At 67.8% G+C, this 23222-nt stretch carries 22 protein-coding genes and 1 tRNA gene; 4 read left to right on the forward strand and 19 right to left on the reverse strand.

The genetic code is table 11. From position 1 onward, the window contains the following. Nucleotides 1–8 precede the first annotated feature (8 nt). From cydB to KUV62_RS11945, 4 genes are all read right to left on the reverse strand, one after another. On the reverse strand, nucleotides 9–1172 hold the full coding sequence (gene cydB, locus KUV62_RS11930) for a cytochrome d ubiquinol oxidase subunit II (RefSeq protein ID WP_222603941.1): 1164 nt from the start codon (nucleotides 1170–1172) through the stop codon (nucleotides 9–11). Nucleotides 1173–1177: 5 nt separating this feature from the next. Next, a complete protein-coding gene (locus tag KUV62_RS11935) occupies nucleotides 1178–2791 on the reverse strand; it encodes a cytochrome ubiquinol oxidase subunit I (protein WP_222603942.1) in 1614 nt (537 codons plus the stop codon). Nucleotides 2792–2855: 64 nt separating this feature from the next. Next, nucleotides 2856–4571: an amino acid ABC transporter ATP-binding/permease protein gene (locus KUV62_RS11940; protein WP_222603943.1), complete on the reverse strand. Its 1716-nt coding sequence runs from the start codon at nucleotides 4569–4571 to the stop codon at nucleotides 2856–2858. Further along, on the reverse strand, nucleotides 4568–6202 hold the full coding sequence (locus tag KUV62_RS11945) for an ABC transporter ATP-binding protein/permease (protein ID WP_222603944.1): 1635 nt from the start codon (nucleotides 6200–6202) through the stop codon (nucleotides 4568–4570). The genes KUV62_RS11940 and KUV62_RS11945 overlap by 4 nt, the downstream gene beginning before the upstream one ends. A 119-nt stretch (nucleotides 6203–6321) precedes the next feature. Here KUV62_RS11945 and KUV62_RS11950 point away from each other — a divergent pair, with 119 nt between their 5' ends. Then, complete coding sequence (locus KUV62_RS11950; protein WP_222603945.1) at nucleotides 6322–6789, forward strand: RrF2 family transcriptional regulator; 468 nt, start codon at nucleotides 6322–6324, stop codon at nucleotides 6787–6789. A gap of 302 nt (nucleotides 6790–7091) precedes the next feature. On the opposite strand, the gene KUV62_RS11955 is transcribed toward KUV62_RS11950, so the two are convergent. From KUV62_RS11955 to KUV62_RS12025, 15 genes are all read right to left on the reverse strand, one after another. Beyond that, nucleotides 7092–9326 carry a Hint domain-containing protein gene (locus tag KUV62_RS11955; RefSeq protein ID WP_222603946.1) on the reverse strand — a complete coding sequence of 745 codons (2235 nt, stop codon included), beginning with the start codon at nucleotides 9324–9326 and terminating at the stop codon, nucleotides 7092–7094. A gap of 254 nt (nucleotides 9327–9580) precedes the next feature. Next, on the reverse strand, nucleotides 9581–10870 hold the full coding sequence (locus KUV62_RS11960; protein WP_222603947.1) for an MFS transporter: 1290 nt from the start codon (nucleotides 10868–10870) through the stop codon (nucleotides 9581–9583). 289 nt (nucleotides 10871–11159) lie between these two features. Further along, nucleotides 11160–11236 (reverse strand) — tRNA-Arg (locus tag KUV62_RS11965). Nucleotides 11237–11309: 73 nt separating this feature from the next. Continuing rightward, nucleotides 11310–12323, reverse strand: a complete 1014-nt coding sequence (locus KUV62_RS11970) for a methyltransferase (protein WP_222603948.1) — start codon at nucleotides 12321–12323, stop codon at nucleotides 11310–11312. A 116-nt stretch (nucleotides 12324–12439) separates the two neighbouring features. After that, nucleotides 12440–13660, reverse strand: coding sequence for a cysteine desulfurase (locus KUV62_RS11975; RefSeq protein WP_222603949.1), 1221 nt, complete (start codon nucleotides 13658–13660; stop codon nucleotides 12440–12442). Then, nucleotides 13660–14238 carry a YIP1 family protein gene (locus tag KUV62_RS11980; RefSeq protein WP_222603950.1) on the reverse strand — a complete coding sequence of 193 codons (579 nt, stop codon included), beginning with the start codon at nucleotides 14236–14238 and terminating at the stop codon, nucleotides 13660–13662. The genes KUV62_RS11975 and KUV62_RS11980 overlap by 1 nt, the downstream gene beginning before the upstream one ends. Further along, the gene (locus tag KUV62_RS11985) at nucleotides 14235–14723 is read right to left on the reverse strand and encodes a YIP1 family protein (RefSeq protein WP_222603951.1); all 489 of its coding nucleotides are present in this window, start codon (nucleotides 14721–14723) and stop codon (nucleotides 14235–14237) included. Before KUV62_RS11985 ends, KUV62_RS11980 begins: the two co-directional genes overlap by 4 nt. Further along, the gene (sufD, locus tag KUV62_RS11990; protein WP_222603952.1) at nucleotides 14723–16000 is read right to left on the reverse strand and encodes a Fe-S cluster assembly protein SufD; all 1278 of its coding nucleotides are present in this window, start codon (nucleotides 15998–16000) and stop codon (nucleotides 14723–14725) included. Before sufD ends, KUV62_RS11985 begins: the two co-directional genes overlap by 1 nt. Then, nucleotides 16001–16756: a Fe-S cluster assembly ATPase SufC gene (gene sufC, locus KUV62_RS11995; RefSeq protein ID WP_222603953.1), complete on the reverse strand. Its 756-nt coding sequence runs from the start codon at nucleotides 16754–16756 to the stop codon at nucleotides 16001–16003. 44 nt (nucleotides 16757–16800) lie between these two features. Continuing rightward, nucleotides 16801–17364, reverse strand: a complete 564-nt coding sequence (locus KUV62_RS12000; RefSeq protein WP_222603954.1) for a hypothetical protein — start codon at nucleotides 17362–17364, stop codon at nucleotides 16801–16803. Between the two features lie 35 nt (nucleotides 17365–17399). Continuing rightward, nucleotides 17400–17714: a heavy metal-binding domain-containing protein gene (locus KUV62_RS12005; RefSeq protein ID WP_222603955.1), complete on the reverse strand. Its 315-nt coding sequence runs from the start codon at nucleotides 17712–17714 to the stop codon at nucleotides 17400–17402. Between the two features lie 31 nt (nucleotides 17715–17745). Continuing rightward, nucleotides 17746–17943, reverse strand: coding sequence for a hypothetical protein (locus KUV62_RS12010; protein ID WP_222603956.1), 198 nt, complete (start codon nucleotides 17941–17943; stop codon nucleotides 17746–17748). Between the two features lie 49 nt (nucleotides 17944–17992). Then, nucleotides 17993–19525 carry a Fe-S cluster assembly protein SufB gene (gene sufB, locus KUV62_RS12015; RefSeq protein ID WP_222603957.1) on the reverse strand — a complete coding sequence of 511 codons (1533 nt, stop codon included), beginning with the start codon at nucleotides 19523–19525 and terminating at the stop codon, nucleotides 17993–17995. A gap of 220 nt (nucleotides 19526–19745) precedes the next feature. Beyond that, nucleotides 19746–20780, reverse strand: coding sequence for a cysteine desulfurase family protein (locus KUV62_RS12020; protein ID WP_222603958.1), 1035 nt, complete (start codon nucleotides 20778–20780; stop codon nucleotides 19746–19748). A 139-nt stretch (nucleotides 20781–20919) separates the two neighbouring features. Beyond that, nucleotides 20920–21381, reverse strand: a complete 462-nt coding sequence (locus KUV62_RS12025; protein ID WP_222603959.1) for an Rrf2 family transcriptional regulator — start codon at nucleotides 21379–21381, stop codon at nucleotides 20920–20922. Nucleotides 21382–21643: 262 nt separating this feature from the next. On the opposite strand from KUV62_RS12025, the gene KUV62_RS12030 reads away from it, so the two are divergent. From KUV62_RS12030 to KUV62_RS12040, 3 genes are read left to right on the forward strand one after another with little or no spacing between them, the layout of a single operon-like run. Next, nucleotides 21644–22297, forward strand: a complete 654-nt coding sequence (locus KUV62_RS12030) for an alpha/beta hydrolase (protein ID WP_222603960.1) — start codon at nucleotides 21644–21646, stop codon at nucleotides 22295–22297. Between the two features lie 13 nt (nucleotides 22298–22310). Beyond that, nucleotides 22311–22541 (forward strand): hypothetical protein, encoded by a 231-nt coding sequence (locus tag KUV62_RS12035; RefSeq protein WP_222603961.1) that lies wholly within the window; start codon nucleotides 22311–22313, stop codon nucleotides 22539–22541. A gap of 53 nt (nucleotides 22542–22594) precedes the next feature. Next, nucleotides 22595–23215, forward strand: a complete 621-nt coding sequence (locus KUV62_RS12040) for an HD domain-containing protein (RefSeq protein WP_222603962.1) — start codon at nucleotides 22595–22597, stop codon at nucleotides 23213–23215. The last annotated feature ends 7 nt before the right edge of the window (nucleotides 23216–23222 follow it).

Here is a 23222-nt window from a genome sequence, read left to right on the forward strand (position 1 = left end):
TCCTCTTCTCAGTAGACGGAGTGGGAATTGGCGGTGACGTCGTCCTCGGTGACCTTGCCCCAGAGCACCTTGTAGACCCAGGCGGTGTAGGCGAGGATCAGCGGCATGAAGATCGCCGTGACCACCAGCATGATGAACAGCGTGCGGTGCGAGCTCGAGGCATCCCAGACGGTCAGCGAGCTGTTCGGATCGACGGTCGAGGGCAGGATGAACGGAAACATCGTCAGCCCCACCGAGGCGATGATCCCGAAGATACCGAGCTTCGACCAGAGCAGCGTCGAGACCTCGTAGCCCTCACGCAGGCCGCGCACCGCCATGGCGATGCCGACAAAGCCCATGAGCGGCGCGATGGCGATCCACGGCCGCTCGGCATAGGCCGAGAGCCAGCTGCCGCCGCGCGAAACCTCGGAATAGAGCGGGTTGGACGGCCCGTTGGCCACCACCTCGCCCGTCAGCGCGAAGCCGTCGACGCCGAAGGCCAGCCACAGCCCCGCCAGCGCGTAGGCGCCTGCCGCGACCATGCCCGCCACGGTGCCGATGGTCCGGGCGCGGATCGCGACCATGCCCTCGGTCTTCAGGCTCAGCCAGGCCGCCCCGTGCATCAAGAGCATCGACAGCGAGACCACGCCCGAGAGCAGCGCGAAGGGGCGCAGCAGGCCGAGGAACTTCATCGCGAAGTTGCCGTCATACATCGGCATCAGATCGGGCGTCAGGTGGAACGGCACCCCCAGCAGCACGTTGCCCACCGCCACGCCGAAGAGCAGCGCCGGCACCGCGCCGCCTGCGAAGAGCGCCCAATCCCAGCTCTTGCGCCAGGTCGCGCTGTCGCGCTTGGAGCGGTACTTGAACGCCACCGGGCGCACGATGAAGGCGGCGAGCACCACGAACATCGCGAGGTAGAAGCCCGAGAAGCTCACCGCGTAGAGCGGCGGCCAGGCGGCGAAGATCGCGCCCCCGCCAAGGATGAACCAGACCTGGTTGCCCTCCCAGACCGGGCCCACGGTGTTGATCGCCACGCGGCGCTCGACATCCGAGCGGGCGACGAAGGGCAGCAGCGCGCCCACGCCCATGTCGAACCCGTCGGTGAGCGCGAAGCCGATCAGCAGCACGCCCAGAAGCGCCCACCAGATCACGCGCAGCGTGTCGAAATCGATCAGTTCATAGAGGATCATGTCGCTTACTCCGCGGGGTTGGTGGCAAAGGGGCCCTGCCCGTCATGGGTGCGCAACCGGTGTTCGTGGCGCGCCTGCCAGGCCTCAGTCTCGGGCACGTCCTGGAACGGGCCCTTGCGGATGTATTTCACCATCAGGCCCATCTCGATGACGAAGAGCACCGAGTAGAAGGTGACGAAGCCCGCCAGCGTGATCAGCAGATCGGCGATGCTCAGGTACGAGGCGCTGAGCGCCGTGGGCAGCACGCCGTCGACGGTCCAGGGCTGGCGTCCGAACTCGGCCACGAACCAGCCCAGCTCGGCGGCGATCCACGGTGTCGGGATGATCGCGACCGCCGCGTAGAGCGACCAGCGCGGAAAGCGCATCCGGTAGAACGACGCCCGGATGAAGAAGAACACCATCACCGCGATGAAGCTGAAGCCGAGCGCCACCATCAGGCGGAAGGCCCAGAACAGCGGCGCAACGCCGGGAATGGTGTCTTCCGCCGCCAAAGCGATCTGTTCCTCGGTGGCGTCGCGCGGATCGTCGACATAGCGCTTGAGCAGCATGGCGTAGCCCAGCGTATCGGAATGCGCCTCGAAGGTGGCGCGCACCTCTGGCGGCGTGGCATCGCGCAGCTCGCGGATGGTCATCAGCGCGTCGTAGGCGATGAGCCCCTCGCGGATCATCTCTTCCGAGCGCGCCTCGAGCTCGTTGATGCCGGGGATCTCGGTATTCAGGCTGCGGGTGCCGATCAGCCCCATCACCCAGGGGATCTCGAGCGCATAATGCGTCTCACGCGCCTCCTGGTCGGGAAAGCCGATGGCGGTGAAGGGCGCCGGGGCCTCGTGGGTCTCCCACATCGCCTCGATGGCCGCGAGCTTCATCTTCTGGGTATGGCTGGCCGAGTAGCCCGACTCGTCGCCCAAAACGACCACCGAGAGCGCCGCCGCAAGCCCGAAGGACGAGGCCACCGCGATCGAGCGGCGGGCGAGATCCTTGTGCCGGCCCTGGATCAGGTAGAGCGCCGAGACGCCGAGCACGAAGACCGAAGCCGTGACATAGCCCGCCGAGACCGTGTGCACGAACTTGGCCTGCGCCACCTCGTTGAACAGCACCTCGAAGAACGAGGTCATCTCCATGCGCATGGTGTCGGGGTTGAATTCCGCCCCCACCGGGTTCTGCATCCAGCCATTGGCGATCAGGATCCACAGCGCCGAGAAGTTCGACCCGAGCGCCACCAGCCAAGCGACGATCAAGTGCGCCACCTTGCTCAACTTGTCCCAGCCGAAGAAGAAGAGCCCCACGAAGGTCGCCTCGAGGAAGAAGGCCATCAGCCCCTCGATGGCGAGCGGCGCGCCGAAGATGTCGCCGACATAGTGGGAGTAGTAGGACCAGTTCATGCCGAACTGGAATTCCATGGTGATGCCGGTGGCAACGCCGAGAACGAAGTTGATCCCGAACAGCGTGCCCCAGAATTTCGTCATCTGCCGCCAGATGGGGCGGTTCGTCATGACGTAGACGGTTTCCATGATCGCCACGAGGATCGACAGACCCAGCGTCAGCGGCACGAAGAGAAAGTGATACATCGCCGTCATCGCGAATTGCAGGCGCGACAGCTCGACCAGCCCGATCTCCATAACTGGACTCCTTGGCAGTTATTCCGCATCCACGATGCGAATTATCCGCCGTTATATTCTGCATTCACGATCCGTATTTGATCCGGATCAAATTCCGCATCACGGACGCGGCATCAGGCCGGTGAGCGGTTTTTTCGGGCGCGACCTGCAGGCATGTTCCGGCACAGGAGAGCTCGGCCGCGCGATGCGCGGCCATCAGGATCGCCGCCTCCGGCAGCGCGGCGCGGATCCCGGCCATCACGGCGCGGGCGGTGGCATCGTCGAGCCCCTCGGTCGGCTCGTCGAGCAGCAGGAGCTGCGGGCGCCGGAGCAGCGCGCGGGCCAGCACCAGTCGCCGCGCCTCACCGCCCGAGAGCCCGACGCCTCGGAAGCCGAGCCGCAGGTCGAGCCCGCCACGGGCGCGGAGGGTCTCCGCGAGGCAGACGCTCTCGAGCGCCTCCCAGAGCGTCGCGTCGCCAGCCGCTGGCGCGGCGAGTCGCAGGTTTTCGGCCACCGTCCCCGCGATCAGCGCATGGCGCTGCGGCACCAGCGCGATGCTGTGCGCGCGGTTGTCTTGCGACAACTCCGCGACCGGACGGCCGCCCCAGCGCACCGCCCCCTCAGCAGGCGCCAACGCCCCGGCGGCCAGCAACAGCAGCGTGCTCTTGCCGCTGCCGCTCGGGCCCGCAAGTGCCACGGTCTCGCCCGGCGCGACGGTCAGGTTGACCGGCGCGAACAGCGCGGCCGCCGAGCCGCCGCGGCGATAGCCGACGCCGCTCATCTCCAGCACCGCGCCCTCGGACACGTGCACGCTGCGCTCCTCCGGCGCCTCCGCCGCGACCGAGGGCAACACCCGCCGTGCCGCCATCACCATACCGCCGATTTCGGCCAGCGCGCGGCGCACCGGAGCCACGGTCTCGGCCAATGCCAGCGCCGCGAAGACCCCGATCGCCGCCTGCGCCGCGCTGATCTCTCCCGCCTGCACCAGCCGCGCGCCAAGCCCGAGCGCGCTAGCGGTCAGCGCCGCACCGATAAGGTCGAGCCCGAGCCCGGTGCGCCGCTGGATCCGGTCGAGCTTCCGCGTGGTCCTGGAATGGCGCTCGAACGCGCCTTGCACATGCGCCGCCACCGCTTGGAGCTGGCCATACATGGTCAGGTCATCGCGCCCGGCGATCAGGTCGATGAGCCGGGTCCGGCTCGCCATCAACGCCGCCTCGACCTGCCGCGAGGGCCGGCGCGCGATGCGCTGTCCGATCAGGAACACCAGCGTCGGCAGGAGCAGGTATCCCAGCCCCACGACCAGCCCGATCGACGGATGCACCAGCCACCAGAGCAGCGCCCCCGTGAGTGTGATCACGACCCAGCCCGCGAATGCCGGCAGCACCAGCCGAAGCAGCGCGCCGTCGAGCGCGTCGATATCGGCGGTGACGCGGTTGAGGAAGGCATTGGCTCGGAGCTTCTCGAGCTCGCGATGCGGCCTGGTGAGCAGGCCCTCGAGCAAGCGGATGCGCAGATCGGAGAGCGCGCGCAGGGTCGCATCGTGGGTCAGCAGCCGCTCGCCATAGCGCGCGGCGGTGCGCCCGAGGGCAAGGAAACGGACCATGGCCGACGGCGCGAAGACGTTGAACAGGATCCCGAGCCCGGCCATGCCGGCGGCGGCGGAGGCGGTGATGAACCAGCCCGACAGCCCCAGCAGCGCGACACCCATCGCCAGCACCGTGACCGTCAGTAGGAGCCCCAGAAGGAAGGCTTTCCGCTCGTATTTCACAATCAATGCAATGATTTGAAGAAGTCTCTTCATGCATCACCTCCCGCCGCCGGCCCAAGGCTCACCTGCCGCAAGAGGCGTGCCGCGAGCGCGCCATCATGGGTCGCGACAACGAGCGTGCCGCCGCGCCGAGCGAAGGCCAGCAGCGCTTCGGTGATCGCGGCGGCGGTCTGGGCGTCGAGATCGGCGGTGGGCTCGTCGGCGAGGATCAGCCCCGGCGCACCTTGCATGGCCCGCGCCAGCGTCACCCGCCGTGCCTCGCCGCCCGAGAGCCCGGCGCCGCGCTCGCCCAGCATTGTGTCGAGCCCCCGCGGCAGCGCCTCGAGCACGCCGCCAAGATGCGCCGCCTCGGGCGCCACCGAAGCACCGAAGCCGATATTGTGGCGCAGGCTGCGGGCGAGAAAATGCGGCGCCTGTGGCATCCAGCCGATGCGCCCGCGCCACACGTCGGCGCTGGCCGCGTCGAGCGGCGCAGCACCCAACGTGATCACGCCCTCTTCGGGGCGCTCCAGCCCCGCGATGAGCCTCAGCAGCGTGGATTTCCCCGCCCCGCTCGGCCCGGTGATCGCGACCGTGTCGCCGGGAGAGATCTCAAGCTCGGGGTAACGGATGCCGTGATGGCAGAGTCCGCTCAGCCGCAACACCGGCAGCGGCCCCGAGGGTGGCAGCGCCACGCCCTGCCCAAGCCGCGCCGCGCGCGGCTCTGCGCGCCACGCCTCGACCTCGGCCAGCACCGCATCGGCCCCGGCCTTGTCGTGCCAGGCGGCGGCGAGATCGCGCAACGGCTGGAAGAACTCCGGCGCCAGCAGCAGCAGGAAGATCCCCGCCGCCGGGGAAAGCTCCGCGCCCCAGCTGCCCCAGCCAAGCTCTCCCAGCAGCGTGAACCCGACCCAGATCGCCACCATCGCCACCCCGAGCGCCGAGAACAGCTCGAGCACGGTCGAGGACAGGAAGGCGATGCGCAGCACCGCGATGCTGCGGTCGCGCAGGCGCTCGGAGGCCTCGGCAAAACCCGTCACCAGCGGCCCCCCGGCACCGATGAGGCGCAGGTCGGAGAGCGCTGCCAGCCGGTCGACCAGCAGGTCGCTGAGCGCCCCGATCTCGACCATCTGGCGCTCGCTCGCGGCCTTCGCCGCCCAGCCGACCAGCGCCATGAAGACCGGGATCAGCGGTCCCGCGAGCAGCAGGATCAGCGCCACCGCCCAGCTGTGCCAGAGCGCGAGCGCGAGGATCACCAGCGGCATCACCATCGCGCGCAGCCGCGCCGGGCGGTAGCGTGTCAGGTAGGGCCGCAAGGCTTCGAGCTTCTCCCCCGCCAACGCCGCCATCGCGCCCGCCCCGCCATGGCGCGCGGCATCGGCCGAGCCGGCCTCGCGCGTCACGATTTCCGCACGCAGCGCCACGATGCGGGCATCCGCGGCCTCCGACAGCACCCGCTGCGCCAGCGCCTCGCACCCGGCGCGCAGCGCGGCCAGCGCGAGGAAGGCCGCCGCGGCGCCCAGGGCCGGAACCTGCGCGGGATCGGTCAGCAGCCCGCCCAGAACCCAGGCGATCACCGCCGCCTGCAGCGGCCAGGTCAGGGCCGGCAGCAGCGCCAGCAGGATGCCGCGCCTCTCGGGCTCGGGCGGCTCGGGGAGACGGGAGGGCTCGGCGGGGGCTGTCATCGTGATAATCCGCATTTGGAATGCGGCTTTAGCGCCAAAGCTCGCCGCCGTACTTGATCTGGCTCAAGGAAATTCTGCATCCTGTTCACAAGATAAGGATCGTGACGAAGGAGGACGTCATGCGCCTGACAACCCGTACCAACCTTGCGGCCCGGATCCTGATGGCCTGCGCGCTGAACCCCGACCGGCTGTTGCGCACGGCGGAGATCGCGGCACTGTGCAACTGCTCGACCAACCACGCCGCCCACGTGGTGCAGCGCCTGCATGCGGAGGGCTATCTCGAGGCGCAGCGCGGCCGCGCCGGTGGCATCCGGCTGGCCCGGGCGCTGTCGCAGGTGTCGATCGGGGCGGTGTTCCGGCTGTTCGAGTCCGAGATCCCCTTCGCCGAGTGCTTCGACGCCGAGACCAACAGCTGCCCGCTTGTCGGCACCTGCCGCCTGCGCAGCTATATCCAGCGCGCGCTCGAGGCCTTCTACCACGAGCTCGATCTCGTCACGCTCGAGGATCTGGTGCGCGGCAATTGCGGGCTGGCCGAGCTGCTGGCGCTGCAGCCGGCGCCCCCGAGGGATTGCGCGCCGAGGCTGTAGCGCCGTGGCATGAGATGTCTTGCCGCCGAGGCAAGGTGCGAGCGCAGCCTGAAGGGCCGTTTGCCAAAACGGAAAGCCTGGGGTTCAGTCTGCGTACTGCGCCCGCAGCGAAGACTATGCCATTTTGAGACGCCGGCGTCGCCGGCACGATCAGACCAGCGGCATCGCTTTTTGTGACGGCCGCCCCGCCCGCTCCCGCTATCCGAGCGTCGACCTGGCGCTCAGCCGCGTCAGCTCCCCCGAGCGCCAAGTGTCAGGATGAGCCTAAGAGACTGCCCCCGCAGGTGGCGCATTCACCAGCATCACGCGCTCAGCCTCTGCACTTGACTTGCCAACGTGCGGAGACGTCCCGGGGTGCCCGAGAGCGCGCGGAAAGCGGCGATCTCACGCACCGGCGGCCCGTAGCAGGCCGGGTTCGGCAGCACCTCGTGAAGCGAGCGGCGGGCGGCGAAGCTCAGCCCGGCCAGCGCCTGCGGGCCGGGATACATGGATTCGCTCAGCACCCCCTCGGCGCGGATCAGCTGGTGACACGGCAGCAGAAGGTGGATGTATTCGATCTCCTTGCGCCCCCTGGCCACCTGCGCCCCGCACCAGCCTGCCTTGACCATGTGGGTCGCGCGGACGAGGCGATTGTCGACCAGCATCGCGTGCTGCGGAGACACCAGCAGATCGCGGGCCGCGCCGGTCAGGTCCCGGCGCAGGCGGATCGGGCGCAGGCGCGGCGCGGCCGCGAGCCGGGCGGCGTCGAGGCGGGTCCGGCCGATCCAGAGCACCGGCTGGGCGCCCGCGTCCTCGGTCATCACCAGGTCGCCGCGCTGGAGCGTCTCGATCGCGACCTCTCCAGAAGGTGTCAGGATGCGGGTCCCGGCGCCGAAACAGACGACGCCGGTGCTCTCGTTGGTGAAGGCGCTGCTATCGGCCCCCTGGACGGTGAGCGCATCGCCCGCGCCGAAGCGAGCGTTGTCGGAATAGTCGACGGAGCCACCGTTCTCGAGGCTGTTGGACTGGTTGAGCAGCCCGTCATCCTCGAAGTCGGCGCGCAGCTCGACCAGCGAGTCGTAGAAGGATGACAGTTCGATGCGATCGTTGTTGGTGGCGTCTCCGTCGCGGATCGTGCCGGTGTTGCCGCTGCCGAAATCCGTGATGGTGTCGGCGCCGTCGCCGGGCTGGTAGGTGAAGACATCGTCGCCATCCCCGCCGGTCAGCAGGTCGTCGCCGCCGCCGCCGCCGAGGCTGTCATTGCCGGTGCCGCCCGAGATCGTGTCGGCCCCGGAGCCCCCGAGGATGGTGTCGTCGCCTTGGTTGCCCGAGAGGCTCATGTCGGCCGGCGAGAGGCTCGCATCGATGCTGTCGGCGTTCTTCGAGCCCGAGACCGCCTCGACCTCGTAGAACTGGCCGGTGGCCGTCCCGAAACTGTAGGTGCCGTATTCCCAGCCGCCGAAGGTGACGGTGGCCCCGTCGGCGCCGCTTGCCTCGAAGTCGAGCGTGTCGGTGTCCGGCGGCAGCGGGTCGCCATCCTCGCCGGCATAGATGAAGCCGGTGCCGTCGGTGTCGCGGATGAGGAAGGTGTCGGAACCGGAATCGCCCCAGAGCGAGTCGGTGCCGGTGCCGCCGGTCAGGGTGTCGTCGTCATCCCCGCCGGTGACGCTGTCATCGCCTGCGCCGCCCTCGACATAGTCGGCGCCGCCCTCGCCGTAGAGGGAGTCCTGCCCCGCGCCGGCGACGAGGCTGTCTTCCCCGTCGCCGCCGATCAGGCTGTCATTGTCGTCGCCGCCCAGCAGGGTGTCATTTCCCGCGCCGCCGGTGAGCGTGTCGTTTCCGCTGCCGCCCAGAAGGATGTCGTTCTCGGCGCCGCCGGTGAGCGAGTCGTCGCCCGCGCCGCCGTCGATGAAATCGTCGCCGCCGCCCCCGGAGATCGTATCGTTGCCGTCGCCGCCGTCGATGGCGTCGCTCCCCGTGGTCACCGCGTCGCCATCGGCATCGGTGTAGCCGAGCGCGATGCTGTCATCGCCCGAAGTGCCGTCCACCGCGGTGCCGAAATCGGCCTGCTCGCGGGTGGCAGCCATGTCGCCGGTCGCGGACGCGACGGAGTCGAGCGTCAGCATCAGGATGGGCTTGGCGGTCAGCGCGTCCTGATCGGCATTGGCGGTCTCCTCCGGCGCGAGGTAGGTGTTGCCGTCGCTGTCCTGGAATACCGTTGCGGTGATGGTCGCGGTCGTGCCGTCGGCATAGACAAGCGTGGCGTTGTAGACCGCAACGCTGTCGAAGGTCCGCGCCGGGCCGCCATCGACAGAGAACTGGTCATCGCCGCCGCTGTTGTCGCTGTCATAGGCGCCCGCGTCGCCGGTGGAGGTGTCGAGCGCGGTGAGCGTCTGCACCTGGTCGAACAGCGGATCATCGACAGAGCCGTGCGTCCCGAGAAGCGCATCGGCGTTCTCGGCGGTGTCGTTGCCCTCGGTGGTGTCGATCCGGGGCAGGACACCGAGGGAGATGATCTCGAAATCTGTTGAGCTGGCCAAGGGAGAGTCGGCTTTCACGTCATGTCTCTTGACGGCATCCCACCGCTGTAAGGCGAGAATTGGGTGGAACGCGGGCCTTTGGATGCCGGGCCGCGCTCCGCGGTGCGTTGCCCGTCGCAATGCTCAAAAGTTGGACCAGATCGCGCCGCCCGTCCCAGCCTGCCACGCTTCGGAGAGCCCCTCGGCCCGACGACATGGATCCCGTGCCGAAGGACCCGGAGCTTAAAGGGCGACTTTCCAGCCGCGATGGCGGCGCTCCACGGGCGCGCCTGCTACGCGGCCTCCGCCCCGAGCCGTCTGGCGAGGATCGCGGTCAGGACCACGGCGATGACGAGACACACGGCGCCGACGAGCCAGGCCACTTGTGTCGAGTAGAGATCGGCGATGGCGCCCGCCAGGACCAAGCCCAGTGCGGCCCCGAGCTGCTGTATCAGCGATCTCAGAGACAGCATCGTGGATCGCTGGCGGTCTTCCACGCATCTGTGCAGCACGCTGCTGGCCGGGGTCTCGGACACGCCGAGGACGATGGAATAGGCGATGAAGACCAGCACGAAGCCGGCGATCCCCTCCTGCAGCGCCAGGGCAACCTGAATGCCCGCCAGGCAGGCGAACGCTGCCGCGAGGGTCACGGCGTGCCGCCGCCTGAAGAGTCGGCTGACGCGCGGAGACAGCCAGGCGCCGAGCGCGATCGAGAAGAAGTAGGTCGCGGTTAGGACCCCGATGACAGTGTTTGCGTGGCCCTCATCCAGCATCGGCTTTGCATAAGTCGGCCAGATCACCTCGACCGGGTTGGTCGCCATGAGAAAGAATGCCAGGGCCGTGAGCAGCACCGACAGCGCCGGATGCCGCAACGCAAGGCGGCCCGCGTCCCTGATGACCTGCGGCACCGTGGCGAACCCCTGCCTGAGGGCCCCGGGATCAAGTGGCCGTGGCGGCTCCGCGATGATCAGCAGGGTGTAGACGAGCACGCCGAGCATCACCCCGAAGCTCGCCACGTAGGAGACATCGTAGACACTGGCGCCATGGCGCTCCGCCACCGCACCGAAGAGATCGGGAAGCGCGCCTCCCAGAACCGCGCCGACCGCCAGCCCCATCGCATTGGCCCATTGCGCCCGTGCGAGCGCTGGCTGGACATCCACGTTTGGCGCAGCCGCCCTGAAGGTCTCCACGAACCAGGCATCGAGCGTGCCGGATCGCAGCGCGCGGCCAAGTCCGATGAAGGCAAACGACAGCTCCAGCACATGGAAATCGCGGGTCGACAGGAAGAGCGCAAGCGAGATCAGGCTGGCGACCACCGCCGCCAGGAACACCGGCTTGCGCCCGATCGTGTCGGCCAGTCCTCCGAAGGGCAGCTCCATCGTCATCGTCGTGACGGAGTAGATCCCGAAGAGAAGCGAGATCTGAAACAGGTCCATGCCGCGATCGGTCAGCGCCAGAGCGACGACGGCGACCGTCAGCCCCATCGCGAAACGATCGAGAAACTGGTGTATCTGAAACACCCGGATGTGCCGCCGCGCGGCGCCGGTCAGCAGGGCGTGGGAGAAGTCCGTCTCGGAAGCCATGCGCGGAGCATCGGCGCTGAGGGCGACAGACACAACGGCTTAAGGCGGACCGGGATCAATTCCGCTCGCGCCACGGCGGTCAACGGCGTGGGGACGGCGGTATGGCGCTCCAGGGTGAGTCTGTCATCACGGCTTGCGGCCCCCGAAAGACGCGCCGCGACCGGACGGGTTGGAGCCCGGGCCAGCGGAGCTCTTCAAGCGAGATGTCAGGAAGCATTTCGCGCACCGGAGAGGCTGCACCGCAGTTGCGCCGGAAAGGACCTCTATGAAGGGGTCGCGTGAAGGAAAATGGCGCACCCGATAGGATTCGAACCTATGGCCTCTGCCTTCGGAGGGCAGCGCTCTATCCAGCTGAGCTACGGGTGCCTGCGCCGGGGTGATAGTGCAAAGCAAAGCGGCCCGCAATCGGGAATTCTCGCGCCGCGCCGCTTTCCTGCGCTCACGCCGGGCGGCGCGCTTCGGCCAGCATCGTCATCTGGGGGATCATCTCCGAGACCGTCACCTCCGCGAAGCCGGCCCCCCGCAGATCCGCCGCCAGCCCCTCGGCATCGATCGAGCGCGCCTCGGGGGTAAATGCCGTGTGCTGGAGCTGCCAGAGCGCCGCCAAAGGCGGGCCGCTGCGGTCCGCATGGACGACGAAATCATGGATCAGGATGCGCCCACCCGGCACCAGCCGCTCAAAGGCGCCGCGCAGCAGACCCTCATGCGCCGCCCCCGGCACACCTGAGAACAGGTAGGACATCAGCACCGCGTCCTGCCCGCCGGGCCAGTCGGTCTCGAGCGCGTTGCCCTCGACGTAAGCGATCCGGTCCGAGAGCCCCGCCCCCTCCACGTGGCGCCGGCCGAGCGCCGCGACATTGGGGAAATCAACGATGGTGACCGAGAGCTCGGGAAACGCCTTGCACAGCGTGATGGCGAAGGCGCCGGTGCCGCCGCCCACGTCGAGCAGGTGCCGCGCCTGCGAGAGATCAATGCGCTTGGCGAGCTGTCGCGCCGGGCCGAGCGAGCCCGCGTGCTGGCTCTCGGAATAAAGCCGCGCCTGCTCGGGATCGGAAAACCACTGCTCGTAGGACGCCGTGGCCCCCTCGCCCAGCGTCCCCGAAACCGCGTCGCCCAGCTGGCCCATGAGCCCGTACATCTGCTTGCCGACCTGCAGGCGCAGGTAATCGCCGAAATCGTATTTCGCGCCCTTCACCAGGAAGGCCTCGGCGGCGGGCGCATTGGCAAAGCGCCCCTCGGAGACGGTCAACAGCCCGAGCCCCGCCAGCGCGGTGAGCAGCGTCTCGGCGCGGTCGCGGTGCAGCCCGGTGCGCGCCGCCAGCGCCTCGGCATCGAGCGCCCCCTCGGCCAGCACGGTGAAGACCCCGTGGTCAAGCGCCGTGAACAGCGCCTGCGATCCCATGAACCCGAAGGCAATGCGCGAAATCTCGTCGGCTTCCGTGACCGGCCCCATGCAGTCTCTCCCGTGTCGGTGTGATCGGGGAGAGGCTATCAGGGGCGCGCGGCCTGTCCAGACCGATTGCCCGAAACCGACGCGGGATGTCGGTTTCGGGCGACAAACGTCACGTCTCAGGCAAAGAGCTCGTGCGCCAGCTCCAGCGCGTCGATCAGCGTGTCGACCTCGGCCTCGGTATTGTAAAGCGCGAAGGAGGCGCGGCAGGTGGCCGAGACGCCCAGGTGATCCATCAGCGGACCGGCGCAATGGTGGCCCGCGCGCACCGCGACGCCCTTCTTGTCGAGAATGGTCGAGATGTCATGCGCATGGGCCGCACCGTCGAGGGTGAAGGAGAAGATCGCCGCCTTGCCGGGCGCATGGCCCTGCACCTGCAGCCAGTTCAGCCCGGCGAGCCGCTGCTGGGCATAGGCCGCGATGCGCGCCTCGTGGGCGGCCACGTTCTCCATGCCGAGCTGCATCATGTATTCGAGCGCCACGCCGAGGCCGATCTGCTGAACGATGCCCGGCGTGCCGGCCTCGAACTTCATCGGCGGATCGGCATAGGTGACGCACTCCTTGTGGACCTCGCGGATCATGTCGCCGCCGCCGAGGAAGGGCCGCATCTCGGCCATCCGCTCCTTGCGGATCCAGATCGCGCCCGAGCCCGAGGGGCCATAGAGCTTGTGGCCGGTGATGGCGTAGAAATCGCAGCCGATCTCCTCGACATTCACCGGCATGTGCACCGCGCCCTGCGAGCCATCGACCAGCACCGGCACGCCGCGTTCGCGGGCCGCCGCACAGATCGTCTTGACGTCGACCACGGTGCCCAACACGTTCGACAGTTGGGTGATCGCGACGAGCTTGGTCTTCGGCCCGATGGCGTCGATGACCTTCTGCGGATCGAGCGCGCCGGTCTCGTCGACATCGACCCACTTGATCACCACGCCCTGCCGCTCGCGCAGGAAATGCCAGGGCACGATATTGGCGTGGTGCTCCATCACCGACAGGACGATCTCGTCGCCCGGCTCGAAGCGCGGCATGGCCCACGAATAGGCCACGAGGTTGATGCCCTCGGTGGTGCCGGAGGTGAAGACCACCTCCTCCTCGTCCTTCGCGCCGAGGAAGCGGGCGATGATGCCGCGTGTGCCCTCGTATTTCTCGGTGGCGAGGTTCGACAGGTAATGCAGGCCGCGGTGGACGTTGGCGTATTCCTCGGCATAGCCGCGCGTCACCGCGTCGATCACCACCTGCGGCTTCTGCGCCGAGGCGCCGTTGTCGAGATAGACCAGCGGCTTGCCGTTCACCTCCCGGGAGAGGATCGGGAAGTCTTTGCGGATTTCGGTCACGTCATACATCAGATCGCCATCGCGTTGGGGCTTATGCCCATCAGGGATACGAGCAGGCTCATCGCCATGACAAGCACAAGCCCGCCGATGACGAGCACGGCGAGTGCCCGCAGCAGGTTGTTGAAGCCATGAGCCACGTCGAGGAAATTCAGGATTATGTAGATGCCAGCGAGGAAGCCGAGCACCGCGAGGATCGAGGCCAGCGCCGGCGCCAGCAGCGCCGCCAGCGCGACGATCACCTGCCACAGAACCCGCACCGCCTGCAGCCAGGCCAGCAGCACGGCAAGATCCTCGGCCCGACCGGTGCCGCCCATGAGCCGCCCGACCCCGGTAAGCACCATCACCGACACCATCAGCATCGCTGCGAGCAGCGCGCCGAAGAGCACCGGGCTCATCACGAAGGGCAGCGCGCCCGCGCCCATGCCGAGCTGCAGAACGCCCATCACCAGAGCGTTCAGCGCCACCACCAGCGCCATCGCGGTCAGGATGGCCTCGTGGCTGAGCCGTGTCGCGATCAAGAGCTGCGCCACGTCGCGCGGAGCGGTGACGGTCTGCCAGGCCAGACGGAGAACACCGGCCGGCGTCATGCGGTCTCAGCCTTCTGCGCGGCAGCGAGGCCCGAGAGCCAGAACCAGAGGAACACCGCGAACCAGACCAGCCCGACGATGGTGAGCTGCAGCCCCGGCCCCATCAGCCCGGCCACCAGCCCGTTGAGCAGCACCAGCGGCGTTGCCGCCAGAAGCGCCCAGAACAGCGCCAGCCGCGCGCCATACGCGCTGCCCTTGCCGCCGAAGAGCTTGGCAACGAGGTGGCTGAGGAAGGCAATGAGGTAGAAGAGGAGCGGCGCAAGCACGAGCCACGCCAGCAGCGCCCCGCCCAGCAGCGGGTTGAGCTCGGTGTCTTCCAGATGCGCCTGCCGCGACAGGGCCGGCATCTGCGCGATGAAGAACAGCGCGCAGGCCGCCATGACGAGCATCAGCGCACGGTCTTCGCGCGGCCCCTGCGAGAGGAGCCGCGCGACAACCTTTCCCGGCCCCCGGTAGGTGGCCAGGATTTCGCGCGAGAGCGACATCAGCCGCGGCGCCGCAGCAGCCAGGCTTCGACGCGCTCGACGATCTCTTCCTGCAGACCCTCGTCCTCGATCTCCTGCACCGCTTCCGCGATGAAGGCGATGGTCAGCAGGTCTTCGGCGATGCCGCGCGGCAGGCCGCGGGCGCGCAGGTAGAACAGGCCGTCCTCGTCGATCGCGCCCGAGGTCGAGCCGTGCGAGCAGGCCACGTCATCGGCGTAGATCTCGAGCTCCGGCTTGGCGAGGAACTGGCTGTCATCGTCGAGCAGCAGCGACTGCGAGATCTGGTAGCCGTCGGTCTTCTGGGCGTCGGGCTTGACGAGGATCTTGCCCTGGAACACGCCGGTGGCACCGTTGCGCAGCACCTTCTTGAAGACCTGCCGGCTTTCGCAATTCACCGCGTCATGGGTGATGAACACCGTGTCGTCGTGGTGGAAATCGCCATCGCCCATGCAAGCGCCGGCCACGTGGGCCACCGCGTCATCGCCGTTGAGCTCGAGCACGCACTCGTTGCGCGTCATCACGCCGTTGACCGTCAAGGTGAAGGTCTTGAACGTGCTCTCGGTGCCAAGGCGGCCGAAAATGTGGGTCGCCGCGCGGCGCTCGTGATCGCGGCCCTGCGTGCGCACGTGGTGGAAGCCGGCATTGTCGGCCACGTCCACTTCCATCACCTTGTTGAACCGTGCCGCCGCCGGGCCGTTCTCGAGGATGGTGACGTCGCCGCCCTCCTCGACCTTGACCACGTGGTGCAGGATCGCGTCGGAACTCTCCGACTTGTGATGATAGATCAGGTTGATCGGCTTGGCGACCTTGCCGGTGACGCGCATCAGGATGCCGTCGCTGGCGAAGGCGGTGTTGAGCGCCGCCAGCGGACGCTCGACCGGGGTCTGGCCGTTGGTTTCCAGCGTGCCGTAGAGATCCTTGGCCCAGTGGATATCCGTCGCCTCCGCGAGGCGGGCGATCTCGACACCCTCGAGCGCCAGCTCGTCCGATGCCTCGGCATCGAACACGCCATCGACGAAGACGATCTTCAGGCGGTCGCGCTCACCGAAGATCGGCGCCTCGCCGCTGTCGAACACCGACGCCTTGGGCGCCTCGGCGCTGACCAGCGTCTCGGGGCGGGTGTATTTCCAGTACTCGTCGCGCGCGTGGGGCAGCCCCATGGCGCGCAGACGGGCCAGCGCGTCCTTGCGTGCCGGCGCCGACCAGCCGCCCTCGGGCAGCGAAAGCGCCGCGATGCGGGCTTCGGTCGCGTCCTGTTTCGGTTGCGGAAGAGCCATTTACGCCTCCTCTTCGATCAGGTGGGCATAGCCTTGGGTCTCGACCTCGAGGGCCAGTTCGGGGCCGCCGGTCTTGATGATGCGGCCGTCATACATGATGTGGACCACGTCCGGTTTGATGTGGTCGAGCAGGCGCTGGTAGTGGGTGATGACGAGGAAGCCACGGCCCTCGCTGCGCAGCGCGTTGACGCCGTCGGAGACCAGCTTCATCGCGTCGACGTCGAGGCCGGAGTCGGTCTCGTCGAGGATGCAGAGCTTGGGCTCGAGCATCGCCATCTGCAGGATCTCGTTGCGCTTCTTCTCACCGCCGGAGAAGCCCACGTTGACCGGGCGCTTCAGCATCTCGGCGTCGATCTTGAGGCTCTTGGCCTTCTCGCGAACGACCTTAAGGAACTCGGTCGAGCTCATCTCTTCCTCGCCGCGCGCCTTGCGCTGGCTGTTCACCGCGGTGCGCAGGAAGGTCATGTTGCCGACGCCGGGGATCTCCACCGGGTACTGGAACGCCAGGAAGAGGCCCGCCGCGGCGCGCTCTTCGGCTTCCATGTCGAGCAGATCCTCGCCGAGCAGCTCGGCCGAGCCGCCGGTGACCTCGTAGCCGTCCTTGCCCGAGAGCACGTAGGACAGGGTCGACTTGCCCGAGCCGTTCGGGCCCATGATGGCGTGCACCTTGCCGGCCTCGACGGTGAGGTCGACGCCTTTGAGGATCTGCTTGTCCTCTTCTTCAAGTTTCACTTGCAGGTTTTTGATTTCCAGCATGTTTTTCTCCTGTCGGCCGCGGGCCGATCTTCCTCTTTCCGGCCTCAGGGCCGCATCGTCAATTGCATGATCCGCAGCAGGCGCTTCACAGGGAACGGCTGCGGGGTGATCTCGAACCGGGCCATGCGGCCGGTCATTTCGGGGTGGCCGAGGAACTCCTCGACCTTGTGGTAATGCTTGCGCTGCGCGTAGTCGTCGAAGAGCAGCGTCAGAGGTTTCTCGGCCAGGAAGGCGGCGGCCAGCGCGCAGCCCTCGCGGAACCGCCCGTCAACCAGCACCACGTCAGGCTGGCGGAACTCGGGCAGTTCCCAGACCTCGAGCGGGTAGCGCATCCAGCGCCGCCACTCGGACTCGTCGACCGGATGGCCCCACTCCTTGGTGGCACCGATATCCGACCAGATGACATCGACCTCGGTGCCCTCGACCGGCGGGTTCTCCGAGAACCAGCCCCGCATCATCTGCGCCCAGTCCCGGTCGCTCTCCACCGCGAAGACGGTCCGCCCCGGCAGCTCGGAGGCCACCACGGTCGAGCCGCCGGTGCCGTATTCGAGGATCACCTCGGCCCGGCCATAGGCCTCGCGCAGCAGCGCCGCCTCGGGCTCGGGCATGGTCAGCTCCGGCCGCGATATGGTCGCGGTCGCCGTCACTCGATCACCACCGCCGTGCCGGAGGCCGAGACCATGAGCATCGAGTTGCCGACCACCTCGTAGTCGATATCGACACCCACCACGGCGTTGCCGCCCGCCGCCACCGCGCGCTGTTCGAGCTCGCTGAAGGCGACCTCGCGGGCATCCTGCAGCTTGCGCTCATAGGCGCCCGAGCGGCCGCCGACGATGTCGGTCACCGAGGCGAAGAGATCGCGCATCACGTTGGCGCCCATGATCGCCTCGCCAACCACCACCCCCTTGTAGGCGGTGATGCGATGGCCCTCGATGCTGTTGGTCGTGGTCACGATCATCGTTTCTCTCCAGCCCCTTGCAGGACAAATCTCAGACGGCGGTGAAATATTTCATCGCCATCATGACGAGCATGGCGAGCCCTGCCGCCGCGCTCGCCGTGAGCAGGACCGAGCCGCCCAGCAGGCCCTCGGTCTTGCCCTTGCGCCTGCGGATGCCAAGCCCGATCAGCACGCCGATGAAGACACCGATGCCGGTGCCAAGCGACTGGATGGCGAGTTGCTGGATCATCTCCGGTCTCTCCCGAGAGGGTGGGCTTGCCGCCCACCCGTGCCCAATGTCAGCCCACCGAGCCTTCGAGCGAGATGGCGACCAGCGCCTGCGCTTCCATGGCGAACTCCATCGGCAGCGCCTGCAGCACTTCCTTGCAGAAGCCGTTCACCACCAGCGCCACGGCCTCTTCCTCGTCCATGCCGCGCTGGCGGCAGTAGAACAGCTGGTCGTCATCGACCTTGGAGGTGGTGGCCTCGTGCTCGCAGCGCGAGGAGTTGTTCTTGACCTCGATATACGGAACCGTGTGGGCGCCGCACTTGTCGCCGATCAGCAGGCTGTCGCACTGGGTGTAGTTGCGCGAGTTCTTCGCCTTCGGGTGCATCGAGACGAGACCGCGATAGGTGTTCTGCGCCACGCCCGCCGAGATGCCCTTCGACACGATCCGGCTCTTGGTGTCCTTGCCGAGGTGGATCATCTTGGTGCCGGTGTCGGCCTGCTGATGGTTGTTGGCGATGGCGATCGAGTAGAACTCGCCCTGGCTCTCGTTGCCGCGCAGGATGCAGGACGGGTATTTCCACGTCACCGCCGAGCCGGTCTCGACCTGGGTCCACATGATCTTCGCCCGGTCGCCGCGGCAATCCGCGCGCTTGGTGACGAAGTTGTAGATGCCGCCCTTGCCGTTCTCGTCGCCGGGGAACCAGTTCTGCACCGTGGAGTATTTCACCTCGGCATCTTCCTCGACGATGATCTCGACAACCGCCGCGTGCAGCTGCGCGGTGTCGCGCTGCGGCGCGGTGCAGCCCTCGAGATAGGACACGTAGGAGCCCTTGTCGGCAATGATCAGCGTGCGCTCGAACTGGCCGGTGTTCTCGGCGTTGATGCGGAAATAGGTCGACAGCTCCATCGGGCAGCGCACACCCGGCGGCACGTAGACGAAGGAGCCATCCGAGAACACGGCGCTGTTGAGCGTGGCGTAGAAGTTGTCCGACACCGGAACCACCGAGCCGAGATACTTCTTCACCAGTTCCGGATGCTTCTCGATCGCCTCGGAGATCGAGCAGAAGATAACGCCGGCCTTCTCGAGCTCCTTCTGGAAGGTGGTGCCCACCGAGACGCTGTCGAAGACGGCGTCGACGGCAACCTTGCGCTCGGGCGCGTTGGCATCCGCCGGCGCATCCTCGGCGCCCTCGACGCCGGCCAGCACCATCTGCTCCTTGAGCGGGATGCCGAGCTTCTCATAGGTCGCCAGCAGCTTGGGATCGACCTCGTCCAGCGATTTGGGCTTGGTCTCCATGCTCTTCGGGCGAGCGTAGTAATACTGCTTCTGGAAGTCGATTTCCGGATACTCGACCATCGCCCAGTCGGGCTCTTTCTTGGTCAGCCAGCGGCGGTAGGCCTCGAGGCGCCATTCGGTCATCCATTCCGGCTCGTTGTTCTTGCTCGAGATCAGCCGCACGATGTCCTCGTCGAGGCCCATCGGGGCGTATTCCATCTCGATGTCGGTGTCCCAGCCGTACTTGTAGGTCGAGATCGCTTCGACCGCGTCCACGGTCTCCTTCTCGACACCTTCCTTGACCGTCACGTTGTCAAAGGCTGCCATGCGTTTTCTCCTGTCATCACGCGTCCTGCGCGTGTCTCGTGCGTCCATCGGCGCGCCGGGCGCCGCCTGTTCTCATCTCGCGCCTACCGGCGCGGTCATTTCACCCTGCGCCTACCAGCGCGGTCATCTCGTTACGCCTTGCGGCGCTCTCCTCGACGACGCGGGCCGGTCTAGCCCCTCGCGTCAGGCTCGGCAGCCACAAGCGTCGCGCGCGCGTCGCTCAGCCCGTCCGCCGCCGGTATTGTTTCAGCCAGGCCTCCGCAAAGCCCCGGACCTCTTCCTCGCGCGACTGCGGCCCGAGGCTGACCCGGATCGCGCAGCGCGCGGTTTCCTCGTCATGGCCCATCGCCTGCAGCACATGGCTCGGGCGCAGCTTGCCGCTGGAGCAGGCCGAGCCCGCGCTCACGGCAAACCCCGCCAGGTCCATCTGCATCACCTGCGTCTCGCCTTTCCAGCCGGGCAAGGCGAAGCAGGAGGTGTTCGGCAGGCGCGGCGCGTCCTTCCCGACAAAAATAGTCTCTTTCGCGCCGTCTGCAACGATATTTTCTAGAACGCTTCTAAGTTTCTCGACCCGCTCCCAGACGCCCCGCTCGAGGTCGCGCGCCGCGGCCTCCGCCGCCGCGCCGAAGCCGGCGATGCCGATCAGATTCTCGGTGCCGGCGCGCCGGCCCATCTCCTGGCCGCCGCCCCGGAGCTGCGCCTGAAGGTCGGTGCCGCGCCTCACCACCAGCGCGCCGATACCCTTGGGCCCGCCGAGCTTGTGGGCCGAGACCAGCGCCGCGGTGCAGCCGGTCCAGTTGAAGGCGAAGGGGATCTTGCCGAAGGCCTGCGTGGCATCGACCACCGCCAGCCCCTGCGGCAGTTCCTGGATCACCCCGGTCTCGGAATTCGCCGCCTGCAGCGCGGTCCGCTCCGGCGCGCTCACCTGCACTTGGCCACGCCCGTCGACCGCAAGCGACGGCTCGACCCAAGCCGCCACCGCATCATGCTCCACCGGCGCGCCGACCAGCCCCCGTCCGGCACAGGCCAGCGCCGCCGCCTCGGTGGCGCCCGAGACGAAGATCACATCCGCCCCCTCGGCCCCGAACGCCGCCGCGACTTGGCCACGCGCCCGCTCCATCAGCGCCTTGGCGGCGCGGCCCTCCGCATGCACGGAGGACGGGTTGCCCACCACGTCCATCGCCGCGATCATCGCCTCCCGCGCCTCGGGGCGCAGCGGAGCGGTGGCATTCCAGTCGAGATAGGCGCGCGTCAAATCTAGCTCCTAGCCGGGCCAGCCAGCGGGCCCCATGATCTTCTCTGGTTCAAAAATACCTCGGGGGAGTCCGCGCTTGCGCGGACGGGGGCAGCGCCCCCTCTCTTCCCGGCCCCCTCTCTTCCCGGACGCCCGGGCCTCAGGCCTCGTCCACCACCGCGAAGAGCGAGGGCACCGCCGGGCACGGGGCCAGCGAATTGCCCACCACGTCCGACAGCCGCGTCTGGTGCAGGAACACGTAGACATGCGCCGAGAGGCTCTGCCACAGCCGGTTGTTGAGCGATTGCGCCCGACTGCCCGAGGTCGCGCCCGAGGCGCCGGCGCCCTTGTGCATGGCATCGACGGTCTCGTCCACGGCGCCGAGGATGTCGACCACCCGGATCTCCGAGGGCGGCCGCGCCAGCCGGTAGCCGCCGCCCGGGCCGCGCACCGACTCGACGAGCCCGGCGCGCCGCAGCTTGACGAAGAGTTGCTCGAGATAGGGCAGCGACACGTCCTGCCGTTTCGAGATGTCGCCCAGCGTCACCAGAACGCCCTCCGGCTGCATCGCGATATCGGTCAGCGCGACCATCGCGTAGCGCCCCTTGGTACTCAGCTTCACGCCCTGCCCTCCATCTCATCGGCCGCAGATCCCCGGCCCCAACAGATCGCGACCGTCATAGGCCCGGCCCCGGACCCGCGCAATCCCGCAGCGGCCCGCGGCCTGCAAGGCCGCCCACCACCGGCAAAGATTGACCTTGCCAGACCAATTGCCTATCTGCAATCGGAGACCCCCGGCCCAAGACCGGAATTTAGAAACGTTCTAAAGTGCCCCTGATCAGGCGTCAAGCCGCCGGGCACCTGTTGAGGAGCAGACCGCACCTATGCCCGAGGTGATTTTTCCCGGACCCGAAGGCCGCCTCGAAGGCCGCTACCACCCGCAGAAGGAAAGCGACGCGCCGATCGCCATCGTGCTGCACCCGCATCCGCAATTCGGCGGGACGATGAACAACAAGGTCGTCTACAACCTGCACTATGCCTTCTACAACATGGGCTTCACGGTGCTGCGCTTCAACTTCCGCGGCGTCGGCCGCAGCCAGGGCGAGTATGACCAAGGCGTTGGCGAGCTGTCGGATGCGGCCTCGGCGCTCGACTACCTGCAGTCGATGAACAACAATTCCAAGCATTGCTGGGTCGCGGGCTTCTCGTTCGGCGCCTGGATCGGCATGCAGCTGCTGATGCGCCGCCCCGAGATCACTGGCTTCGTCTCGGTCTCGCCGCCGGCCAACATGTACGATTTCACCTTCCTCGCCCCCTGCCCGGCCTCCGGCCTGATCATCAACGGCACCGCCGACCGCGTGGCGCCGCCGGCTGACACCACCGCGCTGGTCAACAAGCTCAAGGAGCAGAAGGGCATCACCATCACCCACGAGGAGATCGAGGGCTCCGGGCACTTCTTCGAAGAGCCCCACATGGAGACCATGATCGACGGCGTGACCGGCTACGTGAAGCGTCGCCTGACCGAGAGCACCCGCTGAGGAACCGCCGCCGATGTCCCTGACCCAGGAGCTTGCCGACAAGCTGGCCGAAGACACCTTCAAGGTGATGAAGGCCACCGGCGACGAGCGCTTCTACATGGAAGTGGCCAAGGTCATCGGCGCCTCCTCGACGACGCTCGAGGAGGCCTTCCTGACCTCCGTGCGCGTGCGCCTCGCAGAGCAGCGCGCGCGCCGCTTCATCACCGACCGGCTCTCCGAGATCGCCCGCGAAAAGGGCGCCTGAGCGCCCGGTGATCCGGGCCGGCGGCTCATCCCAGACCGACGGAGACCGGCCCGATGACCTCCCCCCAGATCGAGACCGCGCGGCTCGATGCTCAGAGCGAGCCCACCCGGCTCGACGCCCAGATGGCCTTCCTGATGGAAGCCGACCGCCTCAAGGCGATCACCCGCGCCACCCGCAACCATGACGGCCGGTTCGAGAACTCGGCCGAGCACAGCTGGCACCTGGCGCTCTTCGCGCTGGTGCTGGGCGAGCACGCACCCGAAGGCATCTCGGTCGAGCGGGTGATCCGCATGCTGCTGATCCACGATCTCGTGGAGATCGACGCCGGCGATGCGCCGTTCTTCGGCGAGGTCGACGAGGCCGCGAAAGAGGCCGAGGAGACCGCCGCGGCGGAGCGGCTCTTCGGACTGCTGCCCGACCCGCAGGGCGCCGAGCTGCTGGCGCTCTGGCACGAGTTCGAGGCCAACGAGACCCCGGACGCTCGCTTCGCCAAGTCGCTCGACCGCTTCCAGCCGCCCAATCTCAACCTCGCGTCCGGCGGCGGCAGCTGGGACGATTACAACGTCACCCATGAGGTGTTCGAGGCCCGTATGGGCCCCAGGATCCGGCACGGCGCCCCGGCGCTCTGGGACTGGCTGGCACCGCGCGTCAAGGCCTTCTTCGCCCGGCGCTGAGCGGCAC

Origin of the sequence: Salipiger bermudensis (assembly GCF_019801965.1) — a bacterium.
Taxonomy (GTDB): Bacteria; Pseudomonadota; Alphaproteobacteria; order Rhodobacterales; family Rhodobacteraceae; genus Salipiger; species Salipiger bermudensis_A.